Genomic DNA, 16,525 nt, shown 5'->3' with positions numbered 1-16,525 from the left:
AAGGAAATTACATTATGAAGTTAAATTATACTTATACAAGAAATTTTATTAAAGAAAGTGAAATTACAGCAATTAAACCTTTTGTAGAAAAAGCAAATGAGATATTGGAAAGTGGAACAGGAGCTGGATTTGATTTTTTAGGTTGGATAGATTTACCTACAAATTATGGTAAAGAAGAATTTAGTAGAATAAAAAAAGCAGCTGAAAAAATAAGAAAAGATTCTCAAGCTTTAGTAGTTATAGGTATAGGAGGATCATATTTAGGTGCAAGAGCTGCTATTGAATTTATAAAACCTACAGGATACAACCAAGTGGAAAAACCTGAAATATACTTTGTAGGAACAAATATTAGTGGTAATTATTTATCAGATATAATAAATTTAGTTAAAGATAAAGATTTTTCAATCAATGTAATTTCTAAATCAGGAACAACGACAGAACCTGCTATTGCATTTAGAATATTTAAAAAATTATTAGAAGAAAAATATGGTCAAGAAGAAGCTGCAAAAAGAATTTATGCAACAACAGATAAATCACGTGGGGCTTTAAAAACACTTGCGACACAAAAAGGTTATGAAACATTTGTTGTACCTGATAATGTTGGAGGAAGATTTTCAGTATTAACAGCAGTTGGATTATTGCCTATTGCTTGTGCAGGAATAGATATTGATGCTTTAATGAATGGTGCAGCAGATGCAAGTTATGATATGAAAAAAGATTTTTGTAATAATCCTTCTATGCAATATGCTGCAATTAGAAATATTTTATATAGAAAAGGTAGAGAAATTGAAATATTTGTAAATTATGAACCAAGACTTCATTATATCTCAGAATGGTTAAAACAATTATTTGCTGAATCTGAAGGAAAAGATTTTAAAGGTATTTATCCAACTTCTGCTGACTTTTCAACAGATTTACACTCAATAGGTCAAGCAATACAAGAAGGTAAGAGAACTATGTTTGAAACTGTAATATCAATAGACAGTCCTGAACATGAAATAGTTATAGAAAAAGATGATGAAGATTTAGATGGATTAAACTTTTTAGCAGGAAAAACTGTTGATTATGTAAATAAAATGGCAGCTAAAGGAGTAATGCTTGCACATGTTGACGGACAAGTGCCTAATATTGAAGTATCTATTGAAAAAGCAGATGCGTATAATCTTGGATATTTATTCTATTTCTTTGAAAAAACAGTAGGAATATCAGGATATCTAAATGGAGTTAATCCGTTTGATCAACCGGGAGTAGAAGCATACAAGAAAAATATGTTTGCACTTCTTGAAAAACCTGGTTACGAAGAAGAAACTAAAAAAATATTAAAACGTTTGGAAGAGGAAAAATAGTGGAACTTTTTATTGTAAAAGATAATAAGCCATATAAAAAGGTAGATCTTGTAGGAATTAATGATAGAGATATATATAAATGGTTAAATGTTGAAAAAGGTGCATATTCTTTTTATATAGTACATGACAATAAAAGACAAAACGTTACGTATACACATACAGCACCTTTTGTAAAAAACTTTGAAGCATTTTTAGATGAAACAAATATTCCAAGAATGATAACGGGATTTCAAAATGGCATAGATATTTTAATTGAAATTAATTTAAATTTTAAAGAATTTAAACTATTTAAAACAAAGTTTACAAAATTAAATTTTAATTTGAAAAATCATATTAACAATAAAATACAAAAATTAGAAATAGCTGGAAGTTTTAATAATTGGATACCGGATGAAGAGCCTGTAATAATAAAAAATGAAACAGAAGCTGAAGTAGTATTAAATTTAAAAAACGGATATTATGAATATAAATATATAATAAATGGAATGTGGGAAGACGGGGGCAACAGAACATTAATTGTTGGAGAAAATGGTAAACTTTTTCCTAAAGGTCAATTAGGTACAGGAGTATTTTCATATGATGCTTTTGATGAAAATACTGAAATAAAAGCAATATCACATAAAATAAATAAAATATCAAATACTGAATATGAATTTACTTTAAGAACACAAATAAATGACGTTTCAAGAGCATATATAAGTATAATTGAAAATGATGGCATTGAGCAAGTAATGGAGCTTGAAAGATTATCAGATACTACAAATCAATTTGACTATTTTAAAAGACATGTAGTTTTTGATGATTCAACAGGAGATTTCAGTATTATATATATCTTAGAAGATGGAAATCAAAAAGCATATTTTAATGGAGATAAATTAAGCTATAAATGTAATATAGATAGAATAAAAGTTGATAAAATTTCAGATATGGAACTTTTTTACATACCATCTTGGACTAAAGAAGCTATATGGTATAATATATTTCCTGAAAGATTTTATAATGCTAATGTATATAATGATCCAATATTTAATGAGTTTGGACCTGAAAGTTTTGGAATAAATATTTTACATGAACATAATTTTATACAAGACTATAAGTGGAGAGTTAATAATGTCCAACTATCTAAGTTTGATAGAAACAGATGGACTTCAGATTTTAGTGATAGAACAAGTTGGGAAAAATTAGGAGAACAAGGTTTAAGCTATAGTCTTAAGTATGCTCGTATGTATGGAGGAGATATACAAGGAATAAAAGAAAAAATACCTTATTTAAAAGAATTGGGTGTAAATGCTGTTTGGCTTAATCCTGTATTTTTCTCATATCAAAATCACAAATATGGTGCAAATGACTTTAGACATATTTCACCTGATTTTGGAACTATAAGAACATCAGGAAGTAAACATAATGTTTATGTTAATGAAAATAACAAAACATATATAGATGTATTGGGGACACAAGCAAAAAATAACAGTGAATTAAAACTTTTAGAAGTAAATTTAAGTGGTGAAAATCAAGGTAAAAATGGATATTTTGAAACACAAGATCCAAAAACTTGGGTATGGACAGAATCAGATTTAATAATGGTAGATTTAATAAAAGAGCTACATCAAAATGGTATAAGAGTAATATTTGATGGTGTATTTAATCATAGCAGTGATAGACATTGGAGCTTTAATTTAGCTTTAGCACAAGGTCCAACATCTCCATATGCAAGTTGGTATAAGTTTTTATCATTTAATAATCACATACCAATAACTGCTGATATGGACGAAAAAAAAGCTTATGAAACACTTATACATAATAAAAATAACGCGGAATATATTGGTTGGGCAGGAGTACAAACTCTACCAGAATTTGACACATTTAACGTGGAATATAAAGAATATATATTTAATATTGTAAGAAAATGGATGTATGGTCCTGATGGCGTTGCAAGCGATGATTTTACTTTTGATGATGGGATAGACGGATTTAGACTTGATGTTCCGAATTGTCTTGAAAATCAAGATTTTTGGAGTGAATTTAGAGAAGTAGTTAAATCTGCAAAAAAAGATGCATACATAACGGCTGAAATATGGGGAAATGCAAGTTCAGATGTTAATAATACAAAATTTGATGCAGTAATGAATTATGAATGGTTAAAAACTACTGTTGGATATTTTATTAATCATTCAAAAGAATGGGGAACTTGTTATAAATTAAAAGCACAAGATTTTTTCAATGAGCTTCGTGAAAAAAGAACATGGTACCCTTATCAAGCATTACAAGCAATGCAAAATTTAAATGGTTCACATGATACGGATAGACTTTATTCAAGAATTGTAAATGATGCTTTAGGTAGAAATATGGAAGAAGGTAAGCAACTTGAAAAAGGATATAACGGAATAAGACCAGATCTAGCTTCTATATATCATCCAAATACGAATATAGACTGGATAAATAGTAAAATTAAACCTAAACAAATATTAAAATTAATATCTGTGTTCCAAATGACATACATAGGAGCTCCTATGCTTTATTATGGAGATGAAGTAGGTATGTGGGGAGCAACAGATCCTTATTGTAGAAAACCTATGTTATGGGATGAATTTTTATATGATAATGAAAAAAATCCGTCATATATAAATAGGGGAGAAATATATGAGCAAGAGCCTGATTTAGAGCTTTTTGCATGGTATAAAAAAATAATATCAATAAGAAAGAAAAATAAAGTTTTAGTTTATGGAAAATTCAAAGAACTATTCTTTGATAATGATAAAGATGTAATAGCCTACGAAAGATATGATAAAAATACATCTATAATAGTAATAATAAATAATTCATTCGATGAACAAAACGTTTCTTTCAATGTGTATCATAAAAATAAAGAAATGATCGATTTATTATCAAATAATAAGATAAAAATAGGTATTGAAGGTGAACTTAACATAACATTAAAAGGCAAAAAAGCAGTTATATTAAAAATAAAAAAATAGGAAGGAAGATAAATGAGTATAAATAGAGAATTAATAAAGGATGATTTATATCAAGCGGTAAATGGAGAATGGTTAAAAACAGCAGTTATACCTGACGATAAACCATCAACAGGAGGATTTAACGATTTAGTAACAGAAATTGAAACTAAATTAATAAAAGAGTTCAATGAATTAAAAAATACAGATAATGACCAAATGAACGAGTTTTTAAAATTTTATGAAATTATAAAAGATGTAAAAAAACGTGATTTAGATGGTGTTGGATCTGCACTTGATATTATTAAAAATATAGAAAATACTAATTCATATGAGGAATTGCAAAAAAAATTAAAAGATTTTATACTTATGGATTTACCTTTACCATTTAATTTTTCAATATATGCAGATATGAGTGAAGCAACAAGAAATGTACTTTATTTGGATCCAGCAGGAATAATTTTACCAGATAAAACTTATTATGGTACTGAAAATGAAAAAGTTTTAATTGACAAATACAGCGAAATGGTAAGATTGTTATTATCTAAATTTAACTATAACAAAGAACAAATTGAAAAATTGTTATCAGATACTATAAAATTTGATTCATTAATTTATCCTAACGTTAAAAGTTCAGAAGAATCAGCAGATTATGTTAAAATGAATAATCCAAGAACTCTTGAAGAAGTAGCAAACTATTCTAATGTAATTGATTTTAAAGCATTAATAAAAGAGTTAGTTGGAGAAAACCCAGAAAAAATAATAGTAACAGAGCCTGTTTTCTTTGAACACTTTAATGAAATTGTAACAAAAGAAACTTTTGAAATCTTAAAATCTTGGTTAATAGTAAAAACAGCACTTGGATTTAGTAATTTCCTTACAGAAGAAATTCGTGAAATTGGCAGCATTTATAGTAAATATTTATCAGGAATTGACAAAATTTTATCAGTTGAAAAATTTGCTTATTATTTCGCAACAAAAGTATATAGCCAAGTTATAAGTGTTTACTATGGTACTAAACATTTTGGAGAAAAAGCAAAAAAGGATGTTTATGATATGGTAACAAGTATGATTGAGGTTTATAAAAAAAGACTTGCAAATAATACTTGGTTAAATGAAAAAACATCAAAAAGTGCTATTAAAAAATTAGAATCTCTTGAAATCCTTGTTGGATATCCTGATACATATAAGAATATTTATAAGAAATTAATAGTTGATGAAACAAAAAGCTTTTTTGAAAATAATATGACTTTTACAAAAATAATGACAGAATACTCATTATCAAAATGGAATAAACCTGTTGATAGAAAAGAATGGGGTATGAGTTCAAATACAGTAAATGCTTATTATAGTCCTACAGATAATTTAATCTGTTTTCCAGCAGCAATACTTCAAGCACCTTTTTATAGCTTAGACCAATCAAAGAGTGCAAATTATGGTGGTATAGGTTCAGTAATAGGACATGAAATATCACATGCTTTTGATAATAACGGAAGTAAATTCGATGAAAATGGAAATATTAATAACTGGTGGACAGAAGAAGATTACAAGACATTTGATAATCTTGCAAAAAATATGATAGCTCAATTTGACGGATTAGATTTTGCAGGACATAAGGTAAATGGAACTTTAACTGTTTCAGAAAATATTGCTGATGCAGGAGGATTAAGCTGCTCACTTGAGGCACTTAAAAATCATAAAGAATATAATTTAGAAGAATTTTTCATTAATTTTGCTAAAATATGGTGTAGAAAAGCAAGACAACAATATATGGAATTATTACTTAAAACAGATGTACATGCACCTGGAGAATTAAGAGCAAATATTCAACCAAGAAATCTTGATGATTTCTATGAAACTTTCGGAGTAAAAGAAGGAGATAAAATGTTTATGCCGAAAGATAAGAGAGTAAATATTTGGTAAAAATAAATTTCCATAAGTAGACATGCTAAAAACAAGGCTACTTATGGATTTTTTTTATAATTTAAAATAAAACTTGACATTGAAGATGAAAATATATAAAATAGTAAAAATGAATTTATAATAAGGAGGAAGTAATGGATATATTGGAAGCTATAAAAAATAGAAAATCAATAAGACAATTTACAGGTGAACACGTAAAAGAAGAAGATTTAAAAGCAATTTTAGAATTGGCAAGTAGAGCACCAAGCTCGGTAAATGGACAACAAGTTAGTTTAGTATATACAACAGATAAAGAAAAAATCGCTAAAATAGCTGAATTAGCTGGTGGACAAGCTCAAGTTAAAAATAGTGATGTATTTATTACAATTATTGGTGATTTTTATAGAGCATCAACTTATTTAGATTCAAAAGGATTAAGTTTAAAGGATAATGAATCTGAACTTAAGAATATAGCATCTGTAGATGCTGGAATAATGGTTTATTTACTGAATATGGCAGCAATGGCATATGGTTATGGTTCTACTATTATTGGAGGTATAAAGCAAGCTTCAAAAGAAATATCTGAGTTATTAGAATTACCGGAACATACATATGTAATGGTAGGAATAACTTTAGGTGTACCAACAAAAGAATCTTTAGAAGGAACTTTAAAACCTAGAATATGTTCTAAGGCTTTTGCAATGAAAGATAAATATGATAGGGAAGCACAAAAAAATGCGATTTCAGAATATGAAGTTAAACTTGATGAATGGTTCAAGTCTATTGGTGTTTCACAACCGTTATTTGGTGATGTTATTAAAAGATTTTATAGTAAATAATAAAGACGAGTTTTATACTTGTCTTTTTTTTGAATAATTTTTAGGAGGAATTATGAGCAGTAAAAAAAGAATTATTGGAATTGAAGAGAAAGTACCGTTTAAATGGTTAGTACCACTTAGTTTACAACATACTTTCGCTATGTTTGGAGCATCAGTACTTGTCCCAATTTTATTTGGAATAGATCCGGGTATCGTTTTATTTATGAATGGTATAGGAACATTATTATTTATCTACATTACTAAAGGTAAAGCTCCTGCTTATCTTGGTTCAAGTTTTGCATTTTTAGGACCTGCACTACAGATTATAGGAAATAGTGATTATGGTTATAAATATGCATTAGGTGGTTTTTTCGTTGTAGGTCTTATAGGTTGTATATTATCGTATATAATAAAGCATTTTGGAACTGATTTTATAAACATAATACTACCTCCAGCTGCAATGGGCTCAGTAGTATCGTTAATAGGATTTGAATTAGCTGCACTTACAATAAATGGTGGAAAAATAGGTGCTGATTTAACAAGTCTTAATGGTAGAATAGTATTTGGAGTTACACTTGGAACAGCAATATTTGGTTCATTTTTATTTAGAAAATTTTTCTCAACTATATCAATACTTATTGCAATGATACTTGGATATGCTACTTCAATATATTTAGGAATGGTTGATTTTACTCCAATAGTTACTGCAAAGATTATTACTATACCACACTTTCAAATGGCAAAATTTGCCGTTAAACCGATATTAACAATATTACCTGTAATTCTTGTAATAGTTTCTGAACATATAAGTCACCAAGTTGTTACAAGTAATATAATCGGAAAAGATTTATTAAAAGAACCAGGACTTAATAAAACACTATTTGCCGATAATTTCTCTACGATGTTGTCTGCTTTAGTTGGTGGAGTTCCAACAACAACTTACGGTGAAAATATAGGGGTTATGGCAATTACAAAAGTATATAGTGTGTATGTAATTGCAGGAGCTGCGGTAGTTTCTATTATGATGGCATTTATTGGTCCTTTTTCTGCCCTTATAAACACAATACCTGGAAGTGTAATAGGAGGAGTAACATTTTTACTATATGGAATGATAGGAGTTTCAGGACTTAGACTTTTTGTTGAAAAAAATGTAGACTTTAATAAAGCACAAAACTTAATATTAACATCAGTAATATTTGTTACAGGTCTTAGTGGATTATCAGTAAATATATCATCAATAAGCCTTAAAGGAATGAATCTTGCAAGTGTTGTAGCAATTGTAATTTCATTATTGTTTTATGTATTTAATAAATATAACTTACTAAATGATTAAAAAAATATATTTTTAATAGTAAAAAAATAAGACATAGTAGGATTTTAAATATGAAAAGTTAAAATTTTTACTTGTCTTTTTATATTACATTAGTATATTATTATGTCATAAAAAAATTTTATTAATAAGGAGATAAAATGAAAAAAATATTATTTGCTATATTAATTATGTTGGCAAATTTACTTTTTGCAGCCAACAACAAAGAAGTTAAAAATATAATGGGGGGGGGGGTTATAGTAGTAAATATAATGAAATTAAACTTGGAATTAATATAGGTTTAGTTAGAGATGGTGCTTGGTATTATGACAGTATAATAAATACAACTAAAGTAAATAAAGAAGCGACACTTGAAAGATATGCAATGTCAGGAGAATTACAAGCTAAATATTTGAAAAGCTTCATATTAAAAGAAGATCTTAAAATTAAAATAGGGGTAGGTTCAAGTATATATATCCAATATGATAAACCATTAACTACAGGATTTAAACCTAAGAAAAAAGATATAAATAATGATTCTCTTGGAGATAATAATCCTTCAATACCAACTATTGGAAGTGGTGTTGCGAGTTATTTATCAGAACAAATAAATTTATTATATCAATTACAACAAGAGGAATCAGTATCACATAATACATATTTTAAAAATCTTACAGGCATGGTAAATTTAGCAAAAGGGCATTTTGATGCAAATTTTACAATATTTGGTACACTAGAAATTGAAAAAATAGTAAATCCAGATTTTTCAATTTATGTAGGATCAGATTTAGGAGTAGATATAGCACTTCATCATTGTATTGCTGAATCAGATAGCCAACCAAATACATCTTCAAATTTTAAATATGTTCTTGAAAGAAGAAAATTCGTACTTCCACATGCAAGAGGCTATTTTGGAATAGACTACAAAAATTTTGAAATTGAAGTAGGTGCAGGATACCCTAAATTTATTACATTAGGTTTTGGATATAGATTTAAATTTTAATATTATGAAATAAAACATAGTGAAATTTTCACTTGTTTTTTTTATATTATATAGGTGTATTATAAAGTGAAAAAATTATTTTATTAATAAGGAGATAAAATGAAAAAAATATTATTTACTATATTGATATTATCAGTAAATTTACTTTTTGCGTCATCTAAAAATAAAGAAGTTAGGAATAGAGAAAATATAGGTAAAAATGTAACTGGGGGGGGGTTATAGTAGAAAAGATAAAGTAAAAAAACTTGAAAAATATACGGTGTCAGGAGAACAACAATCAAAATTTTTAAAAGATTTTGAATTAAAAAAAGATAAAGAAATTAAGATTGGATTAAATATAGGTTTGGTTAGAGATGCCGCTTTATATAGCAGTAAAGGTGACACAGATAGTACATATAAAGAGGCAACTCTTGAAAGATATGCTATGTCAGGAGAATTACAATCAAAATTTTTAAAAAGTTTTGTAGTAAAAAGAGATCTTAAAGTTAAACTAGGGGCAGGAACAAGTATATATACAGTATGATAAGCCATTACGTACAGGATTTAAAGTTAAGGAAAAAATTAAAAATGATAAATTAGGAAATAATAATCCAGAAATACCAACTCTTAATCCTGCACATGGAGGTCATTTAACTAAAGAAAGAGACTTATTGAATCAATTACAACAAGAAGAACAAGCTGAAAAAACTGAAAAAAAGGAACATTTTACAAATCTTAAAGGTATGGTAAATTTAGCAAAAGGACATATTGATGCAAACTTTACTATATTTGGTACAGTTGAAATTGAAAAAATAGTAAACTCAGATTTTTCAATTTATGCAGGAGCAGATTTAGGATTAGATATAGCACTACATAATTATATTGCTGAATCTAATGCTAACAAAGAAAAAATTGGATATAGTAGGAAATATATTCTTGAAAGAAGAAAGTTAATACTTCCACATGCAAGAGGTTATTTTGGAGTAGATTACAAGAATTTTGAAATTGAGTTAGGTGCAGGTTATCCAAAATTTATTACATTTGGTATTGGGTATAGATTTAAATTTTAATATAAAACAATAATAAGGAGAGGATATGAAAAAAGTATTTTTTATTATCTTACTTTTATCGACAAATTTAATTTGTACAGCTAAAGACAAAGAAATTAAGATTGGAGTTAATATAGGGTTAGTTAATGATTCAGCTTGGTTTTATAATGGTGTAGCATGGAATAAATATATATATAGAGAAGCAACACTTGAAAGATATGCAATGTCAGGAGAGTTACAAACTAAATTTTAAAAAGTTTTTCACTAAAAAAAGAGCTTAATATTAAAGTTGGAGTAGGATCAAGTATATATATTCAATATGATAAACCATTAAATACAAGTTTTAAATCTAATGAAAACAAAATAATGATAGATAAAACAAGAGATCCAGAATTACCAATAACAAATAAGGAGCATTTATCGGGGAGTACCGATTTATTAAATAAATTAGAAACAGAATCAAAATCATCAGGTAGTTCTTTTTTTAATGTTGATGGTATGGCGAATTTAGCAAAAGGACATATTGATGCAAACTTTACTTTATTTGGTACACTTGAAGTTGAAAAGATAGTAAAACCCGATTTTTCAATTTATGCAGGAGCTGATTTAGGTGTAGATATAGCACTTCATCACTGTATTGCTGAATCAAGTAAAAAAGTTGCTACTGGTACGAGATATGTACTTGAAAGAAGAAAATTCATACTACCACATGCAAGAGGCTATTTTGGAGTAGATTACAAAAATTTTTAAATTGAAGTAGGAGCAGGATATCCAAAATTTATTACACTTGGTTTTGGATATAGATTTAAATTTTAAATATAAATAAAATAAAAACAAAGTGGGATTTTAAACGTAGACTTTGAAATTTCCGCTTGTTTTTTTATATTATCTAAGTGTATAATATAATGAAAAATTTTATTAATAAGGAGATAAAATGAAAAAAATATTATTTGCTATATTAATTATGTCAGCAAATTTAATTTTTGCGTCATCTAAAAATACACTGGGGGGGGGTTATACTAGGAAAGATAAAGAAGTTAAAATTGGAATAAATATAGGATTAGTTAGAGACGCAGCTTGGTATTATGATAGTGAAAAAAATACAAATAAAGTAAATAAAGAAGCCACTCTTGAAAGATATGCTATGTCAGGAGAACTACAAGCCAAATTTTTTAAAAATTTTTCATTAAAAGAAGATATTAAAATTAAAATCGGAGTAGGTTCAAGTATATATATACAATATGATAAACCGTTACATACAGGTTTTAGACCTAAGAATAAATATAAAAATGATACAACTGGAAAAAATAATCCTTCACTACCTAATCTGGGAAGTGGAGAGAGTAGCTACTTATTAGAAAATACAGATTTATTAAGAAAATTAAAAGAGGAAGAACAAGAAGAAAAAAGAGCAAAAAAAATATATTTTACAAATCTTGACGGTATGGTAAATTTAGCAGAAGGACATATTGATGCAAATTTTAGTGTATTTAGTACACTAGAAATCGAAAAAATCGTAAATTCAGATTTTTCGGTTTATGTAGGAGCAGATTTGGGAGCAGATATAGCACTTCATCATTGTATTGCTGAATCTGATAGTGAAAAATCAACAGGAATAGATTTAAAATTTGTTCTTGAAAGAAGAAAATTTATCCTCCCACATGCAAGAGGCTATTTTGGAGTAGATTACAAAAATTTTGAAATTGAGTTAGGTGCAGGTTATCCTAAATTTATTACTTTTGGCTTTGGTTATAGATTTAAATTTTAATACTGTATAAAATTTTTTAGTAATAATTGATAAAAACTTCACTATAATGTATAATGAACTATGTAAAAGGGGGAAGTTAAATTATGAATGAAAGATATGAATTAAATAAAAATTTGGCACAAATGCTAAAAGGTGGAGTTATAATGGACGTTTCTACACCTGAACAAGCAAGAATAGCTGAAAAAGCAGGTGCAGCAGCAGTTATGGCTTTAGAAAGAATACCTGCTGATATACGTGCAGCTGGTGGCGTGTCAAGAATGAGTGACCCTGCTATGATAAAAAGCATACAAGAAGCTGTTAGTATACCTGTAATGGCAAAAGCAAGAATAGGACATTTTGTTGAAGCACAAATATTAGAAGCAATAGAAATTGATTATATTGATGAAAGTGAAGTGTTGTCTCCAGCAGATGACAGATTACATATAAATAAAAGAAAATTTAATGTTCCATTTGTATGTGGTGCAAAAGATTTAGGAGAGGCTTTAAGAAGAATAAATGAAGGAGCTTCAATGATAAGAACAAAAGGAGAACCTGGAACAGGAGATATTATTCAAGCTGTACGTCATATAAGAAAAATGAATGAAGATATTAGAAGAGTTCAATCAATGACTGAAGATGAACTGTATTTTGCAGCAAAAGAATTACAAGTACCATATGATCTAGTTTTATATGTTCATGAAAATGGTAAACTACCTGTTGTTAATTTTGCAGCTGGAGGAGTTGCTACACCTGCTGATGCGGCACTTATGATGCAACTAGGAGCTGAAGGAGTATTTGTAGGTTCTGGAATATTTAAATCAGGTGATCCGGAAAAAAGAGCTAAAGCGATAGTTGAAGCTGTTACGAATTATAATGACCCTAAAATTTTAGCTAAAATATCTGAAAATTTAGGAGAAGCTATGGTTGGAATAAATGAAAATGAAATAAAAATACTTATGGCTGAAAGAGGAATATAATGGTAATAGGAGTATTAGCATTACAAGGAGCATTTATTGAACATGAACAAATTCTTAATAAATTAGGTGTTGATTACTTTGAAATTCGTAAAAAATCTGATATGCAAAAACATATGGATGGTATAATTTTACCAGGTGGAGAAAGTACAGCAATAGGAAAACTGTTAAGAGATTTAGATATATATGATGAACTAAAATCAAAAATAGAAAAGGGATTACCCGCTTTTGGAACTTGTGCAGGTATGATACTTTTAGCTAAAAAAATATTAAACGACGATAAAGTACATTTAGCAGTTATGGATATTGAAGTTAAAAGAAATGCTTATGGTAGACAATTAGGAAGTTTTGTAACTAGAGATAAATTTGAAGATGTAGGTATTGTTCCTATGGTATTTATCAGAGCTCCTTATATTGAAAAAATAGGAGAAAATGTAAAAATAATGTCAACAGTTAATGGTAATATTGTTGCAGCAAGACAAAATAATATATTAGTTACCTCATATCATCCAGAGTTATCTGATGATACGAGTGTACATAAATATTTTATTGAAATGATTGGAGAAAATAAATGAGTATAAGTGCAAAAATTATTACAAATAAAGGTGAAATAAATTTAAATTTAATGCCAGAAATTTCTCCTATTACAGTGGCAAATTTTGTGAGTTTAATTAATAAAAAGTTTTATAATGACATAATTTTTCATAGAGTAATAGAAGATTTTATGATACAAACTGGAGATCCAACAGGAACAGGTATGGGAGGACCGGGTTATAAATTTACTGATGAATTTGTTGAAGGTGTAGTTTTTGATACTCCTGGAATACTTGCTATGGCAAATGCAGGTCCTAATACAAATGGTTCACAAATATTTATAACACATGTTCCAACACCTTGGCTTAATTATCATCATACAATTTTTGGAAAAGTTGTATCACAAGAAGATCAAGAAGTTGTAAATAGTATAAAACAAGGCGATAAAATAGAAACAATAGAACTTTTTGGAGATGTAGATAAATATTTAGAAGAAAACGAAGAATTAATTAAAAAGTTCAATATTTAATAATATTTTGAGAGCACATTTTAAGATCTATTTCATAGGTTTAAAAATGTGTTTTTTTATATAATAAAAAGTTTTAAAAGCAAAGAAAAACAACAAAAGTTTTTTTTATTTAAGAATAATTGAAGCAATATGATGAAATGAGTTAGAGTAAAAATAGACTATACATAATATATAAAACGTTGTATAATAAATTACCTTTGGTACTTGAGTTAATCGCAGATTTTCCTGAGGAAAGTCCGAACTTCACAGGGCAAAGAGGCATCTAACGGATGCTAAAAGTAATTTTAAGGAAAGTGCCACAGAAAAGAAACCGCAATTTGTATTGTAAGGGTGAAACGGCGAGGTAAGAGCTCACCATTAGATTAGGAGACTAATTTAGATAGGTAAACCCCTCTTGAAGCAAGAATGTATTAAAGACTTATATAGTTGCCCGCTATGTCTTTGGGTTATTCGCTTGAGTTCATATGCAAATATGAAATTAGAAAAATGATTAACAAACACAGAATTCGGCTTATTAAGTGCCAAAGGCAAATAGCTTTTTAGCTATTTTTTTTATTAGAAAGGAACTTTTTGATGGTTAATAGTATATATATTCATATTCCTTTTTGTAATAGAAAATGCAGTTACTGTGATTTCTATATTTTAACAAATATGTCAAATATGTATGATAAATATGTGGAATACTTAATTAAAGAAATTAATCTTTACCCAAAATATAAATATGACACAATATATTTTGGTGGAGGAACGCCTTCGGTACTAAGTGTTTCACAAATAAAGCAAGTATTATCAAATCTTGATTATGATAAAAATACTGAAATAACACTTGAATTAAATCCAACGGACATGGACTGTGAAAAATTAAAGGAGTTAAGAAAAATAGGAATAAATAGACTTAGCATAGGTATGCAAAGTTTTAATGATGACATACTTTCTTTAATGAATAGAGAACATAATTCAAGTGATAGTATAAAAACATATTATGATGCCAGAAAAGCAGGATTTGACAATATATCAATAGACTTAATATTTGCTGTACCTAGTCAAAGTATGAAAGATTTGGCATATGATTTGGATAAAGTGAAAGAGCTTAACCCAGAACATATTTCCATATATTCTTTAATTTGGGAAGACGGGTCAAGATTTTCTAAACTTTTAAAAGAGAAAAAAATAGAAAAATTGGACGATGATACGGAAGCGAATATGTTTGTATATGTAATGGATAATTTAATAAAACAAGGTTATGAACATTACGAAATATCAAGCTTTTGTAAAAATAAAAAATATGGTAGACACAATATGAAGTATTGGAATAATGAAGAATTTATTGGTGTAGGTATTAGTGCTTCAAGTTTTTATAACAATAAAAGATATGAAAAAGAAAGAAAATTATTAAGTTATTATAAAAAAATTGATGAAAATATTATACCTATAAATGAAAGAACTGTTGAAAATGTTAATAAAAATGATTTGAAAGAACTTGAGTATATGCTTGGTCTTAGAAGACTAAATAAAGGGATAAGATATTATGAAGAAGATAAAGATAAGATAAATAAATTGATAAAAGAAGGTCTTATTGAAAAAAAAGAAGATAGAATTTATTTGACGAAAAAAGGGATATTGCTAGGTGATACTGTTATACTTGAGTTAATATAAGGTGGGATATGGATAATTTTTTTAGTCAGGATACAATTTCTCTTGCTAAAAATTTACTTGGTAAACTTCTTTTGATAAAAACAGAAGGTAAATTAATAGGTGGATATATTGTAGAAACTGAAGCATATTTAGGTATAAAAGATAAAGCTTGTCATAGTTATATGGCAAAAAGAAATAAAAAAAATGAGGCTATGTATAAAAAGTGTGGAACTATATATATTTATATTATGCATACACACAAAATGTTAAATATTGTTTCGTGTGAGGAGAATAACCCACAAGCAGTATTAATAAGGGCGATTGAACCTGTTTATGAAATTGAGATAATGGAAAAGAATAGAGGAAAAAAAGGAATTCTAATTAGTAATGGTCCTGGAAAACTTACAAAAGCAATGGGGATAACAGATGAGCTTAATATGAAGTTTATGCAGGAAAATGAGCTTTTTATTGACTTTGAAAATAGTAAAAAGCCTTTAAAAATAGATAGTTCTGCAAGAATTGGAATACCTGATAAAGGAATTTGGACTAAAAGAAAATTAAGATTTTTTGTTTATGGGAATAAATATGTTTCTAATATGAGATGCAAAGAACTAAAAACAAATACTTGGCTTGAACACTGAAAACATCTATGTTAATAGGTGTTTTTTTATTATATTCCAATGAAAAGGTTTGCATAAAAAAGATTTTTGAAAGAAATGAGAAAAATGCATTGATTTTAACTGACCTAA

At 27.7% G+C, this 16,525-nt stretch carries 18 protein-coding genes and 1 other RNA gene; all 19 read left to right on the top strand.

Going from position 1 to position 16,525, the window contains the following annotated elements; translation table 11 throughout:
* Positions 1–14 precede the first annotated feature (14 nt).
* The 19 genes from AWT63_RS03070 to AWT63_RS02990 all read left to right on the top strand — a co-directional run bounded on the left by AWT63_RS03070 (position 15) and on the right by AWT63_RS02990 (position 16,417).
* A complete protein-coding gene (locus AWT63_RS03070; protein ID WP_068268369.1) occupies positions 15–1,346 on the top strand; it encodes a glucose-6-phosphate isomerase in 1,332 nt (443 codons plus the stop codon).
* Positions 1,346–4,321, top strand: a complete 2,976-nt coding sequence (locus AWT63_RS03065; protein ID WP_068268368.1) for an alpha-amylase family glycosyl hydrolase — start codon at positions 1,346–1,348, stop codon at positions 4,319–4,321. The genes AWT63_RS03070 and AWT63_RS03065 overlap by 1 nt, the downstream gene beginning before the upstream one ends.
* A 12-nt stretch (positions 4,322–4,333) precedes the next feature.
* Positions 4,334–6,220, top strand: coding sequence for a M13 family metallopeptidase (locus AWT63_RS03060; RefSeq protein ID WP_068268367.1), 1,887 nt, complete (start codon positions 4,334–4,336; stop codon positions 6,218–6,220).
* 134 nt (positions 6,221–6,354) lie between these two features.
* Complete coding sequence (locus AWT63_RS03055; protein ID WP_068268366.1) at positions 6,355–7,038, top strand: nitroreductase family protein; 684 nt, start codon at positions 6,355–6,357, stop codon at positions 7,036–7,038.
* A gap of 52 nt (positions 7,039–7,090) precedes the next feature.
* Positions 7,091–8,350, top strand: a complete 1,260-nt coding sequence (uraA, locus tag AWT63_RS03050; protein ID WP_068268365.1) for a uracil permease — start codon at positions 7,091–7,093, stop codon at positions 8,348–8,350.
* Between the two features lie 137 nt (positions 8,351–8,487).
* On the top strand, positions 8,488–8,625 hold the full coding sequence (locus AWT63_RS06230; RefSeq protein ID WP_156414493.1) for a hypothetical protein: 138 nt from the start codon (positions 8,488–8,490) through the stop codon (positions 8,623–8,625).
* A gap of 86 nt (positions 8,626–8,711) precedes the next feature.
* A complete protein-coding gene (locus tag AWT63_RS03045; RefSeq protein ID WP_068268364.1) occupies positions 8,712–9,329 on the top strand; it encodes a hypothetical protein in 618 nt (205 codons plus the stop codon).
* 99 nt (positions 9,330–9,428) lie between these two features.
* A complete protein-coding gene (locus tag AWT63_RS06510) occupies positions 9,429–9,551 on the top strand; it encodes a hypothetical protein (protein WP_269431476.1) in 123 nt (40 codons plus the stop codon).
* Positions 9,552–9,588: 37 nt separating this feature from the next.
* Positions 9,589–9,852: a hypothetical protein gene (locus tag AWT63_RS03040; RefSeq protein WP_068268363.1), complete on the top strand. Its 264-nt coding sequence runs from the start codon at positions 9,589–9,591 to the stop codon at positions 9,850–9,852.
* Positions 9,853–9,979: 127 nt separating this feature from the next.
* Positions 9,980–10,378 (top strand): hypothetical protein, encoded by a 399-nt coding sequence (locus AWT63_RS03035; protein ID WP_068268362.1) that lies wholly within the window; start codon positions 9,980–9,982, stop codon positions 10,376–10,378.
* 25 nt (positions 10,379–10,403) lie between these two features.
* On the top strand, positions 10,404–10,610 hold the full coding sequence (locus AWT63_RS03030) for a hypothetical protein (RefSeq protein WP_068268361.1): 207 nt from the start codon (positions 10,404–10,406) through the stop codon (positions 10,608–10,610).
* A gap of 113 nt (positions 10,611–10,723) precedes the next feature.
* Positions 10,724–11,107, top strand: coding sequence for a hypothetical protein (locus AWT63_RS03025; RefSeq protein WP_068268360.1), 384 nt, complete (start codon positions 10,724–10,726; stop codon positions 11,105–11,107).
* Positions 11,108–11,291: 184 nt separating this feature from the next.
* Positions 11,292–12,125 carry a hypothetical protein gene (locus AWT63_RS03020; protein WP_068268359.1) on the top strand — a complete coding sequence of 278 codons (834 nt, stop codon included), beginning with the start codon at positions 11,292–11,294 and terminating at the stop codon, positions 12,123–12,125.
* Between the two features lie 83 nt (positions 12,126–12,208).
* On the top strand, positions 12,209–13,081 hold the full coding sequence (gene pdxS, locus AWT63_RS03015; protein ID WP_156414492.1) for a pyridoxal 5'-phosphate synthase lyase subunit PdxS: 873 nt from the start codon (positions 12,209–12,211) through the stop codon (positions 13,079–13,081).
* Entirely contained in the window at positions 13,081–13,653 is a 573-nt protein-coding gene (pdxT, locus tag AWT63_RS03010) for a pyridoxal 5'-phosphate synthase glutaminase subunit PdxT (RefSeq protein ID WP_068268357.1), read from the top strand. Before pdxS ends, pdxT begins: the two co-directional genes overlap by 1 nt.
* Entirely contained in the window at positions 13,650–14,141 is a 492-nt protein-coding gene (locus AWT63_RS03005) for a peptidylprolyl isomerase (protein ID WP_068268356.1), read from the top strand. Before pdxT ends, AWT63_RS03005 begins: the two co-directional genes overlap by 4 nt.
* A 197-nt stretch (positions 14,142–14,338) precedes the next feature.
* Positions 14,339–14,670, top strand: an RNA gene (gene rnpB / locus AWT63_RS03000) — RNase P RNA component class A.
* Between the two features lie 44 nt (positions 14,671–14,714).
* Positions 14,715–15,797 (top strand): radical SAM family heme chaperone HemW, encoded by a 1,083-nt coding sequence (hemW, locus tag AWT63_RS02995; RefSeq protein WP_068268355.1) that lies wholly within the window; start codon positions 14,715–14,717, stop codon positions 15,795–15,797.
* An 8-nt stretch (positions 15,798–15,805) separates the two neighbouring features.
* Positions 15,806–16,417 (top strand): DNA-3-methyladenine glycosylase, encoded by a 612-nt coding sequence (locus AWT63_RS02990; RefSeq protein ID WP_068268354.1) that lies wholly within the window; start codon positions 15,806–15,808, stop codon positions 16,415–16,417.
* Positions 16,418–16,525 lie beyond the last annotated feature (108 nt).

Origin of the sequence: Caviibacter abscessus (assembly GCF_001517835.1) — a bacterium.
GTDB classification, from domain to species: Bacteria; Fusobacteriota; Fusobacteriia; order Fusobacteriales; family Leptotrichiaceae; genus Caviibacter; species Caviibacter abscessus.
The sequence above is the reverse complement of the archived record's forward strand: the minus strand, read 5'-3'. Positions and strand labels throughout refer to the sequence as shown.

Bases quoted from the DNA above. Each gene is read 5' to 3' on its own strand.
- AWT63_RS03070 (WP_068268369.1), top strand. From the start codon at position 15: ATGAAGTTAAATTATACTTATACAAGAAATTTTATTAAAGAAAGTGAA.
- AWT63_RS03060 (WP_068268367.1), top strand. From the start codon at position 4,334: ATGAGTATAAATAGAGAATTAATAAAGGATGATTTATATCAAGCGGTA.
- AWT63_RS03055 (WP_068268366.1), top strand. From the start codon at position 6,355: ATGGATATATTGGAAGCTATAAAAAATAGAAAATCAATAAGACAATTT.
- uraA (WP_068268365.1), top strand. From the start codon at position 7,091: ATGAGCAGTAAAAAAAGAATTATTGGAATTGAAGAGAAAGTACCGTTT.
- AWT63_RS06230 (WP_156414493.1), top strand. From the start codon at position 8,488: ATGAAAAAAATATTATTTGCTATATTAATTATGTTGGCAAATTTACTT.
- AWT63_RS03045 (WP_068268364.1), top strand. From the start codon at position 8,712: ATGTCAGGAGAATTACAAGCTAAATATTTGAAAAGCTTCATATTAAAA.
- AWT63_RS06510 (WP_269431476.1), top strand. From the start codon at position 9,429: ATGAAAAAAATATTATTTACTATATTGATATTATCAGTAAATTTACTT.
- AWT63_RS03030 (WP_068268361.1), top strand. From the start codon at position 10,404: ATGAAAAAAGTATTTTTTATTATCTTACTTTTATCGACAAATTTAATT.
- AWT63_RS03025 (WP_068268360.1), top strand. From the start codon at position 10,724: ATGATAGATAAAACAAGAGATCCAGAATTACCAATAACAAATAAGGAG.
- AWT63_RS03020 (WP_068268359.1), top strand. From the start codon at position 11,292: ATGAAAAAAATATTATTTGCTATATTAATTATGTCAGCAAATTTAATT.
- pdxS (WP_156414492.1), top strand. From the start codon at position 12,209: ATGAATGAAAGATATGAATTAAATAAAAATTTGGCACAAATGCTAAAA.
- pdxT (WP_068268357.1), top strand. From the start codon at position 13,081: ATGGTAATAGGAGTATTAGCATTACAAGGAGCATTTATTGAACATGAA.
- AWT63_RS03005 (WP_068268356.1), top strand. From the start codon at position 13,650: ATGAGTATAAGTGCAAAAATTATTACAAATAAAGGTGAAATAAATTTA.
- hemW (WP_068268355.1), top strand. From the start codon at position 14,715: ATGGTTAATAGTATATATATTCATATTCCTTTTTGTAATAGAAAATGC.
- AWT63_RS02990 (WP_068268354.1), top strand. From the start codon at position 15,806: ATGGATAATTTTTTTAGTCAGGATACAATTTCTCTTGCTAAAAATTTA.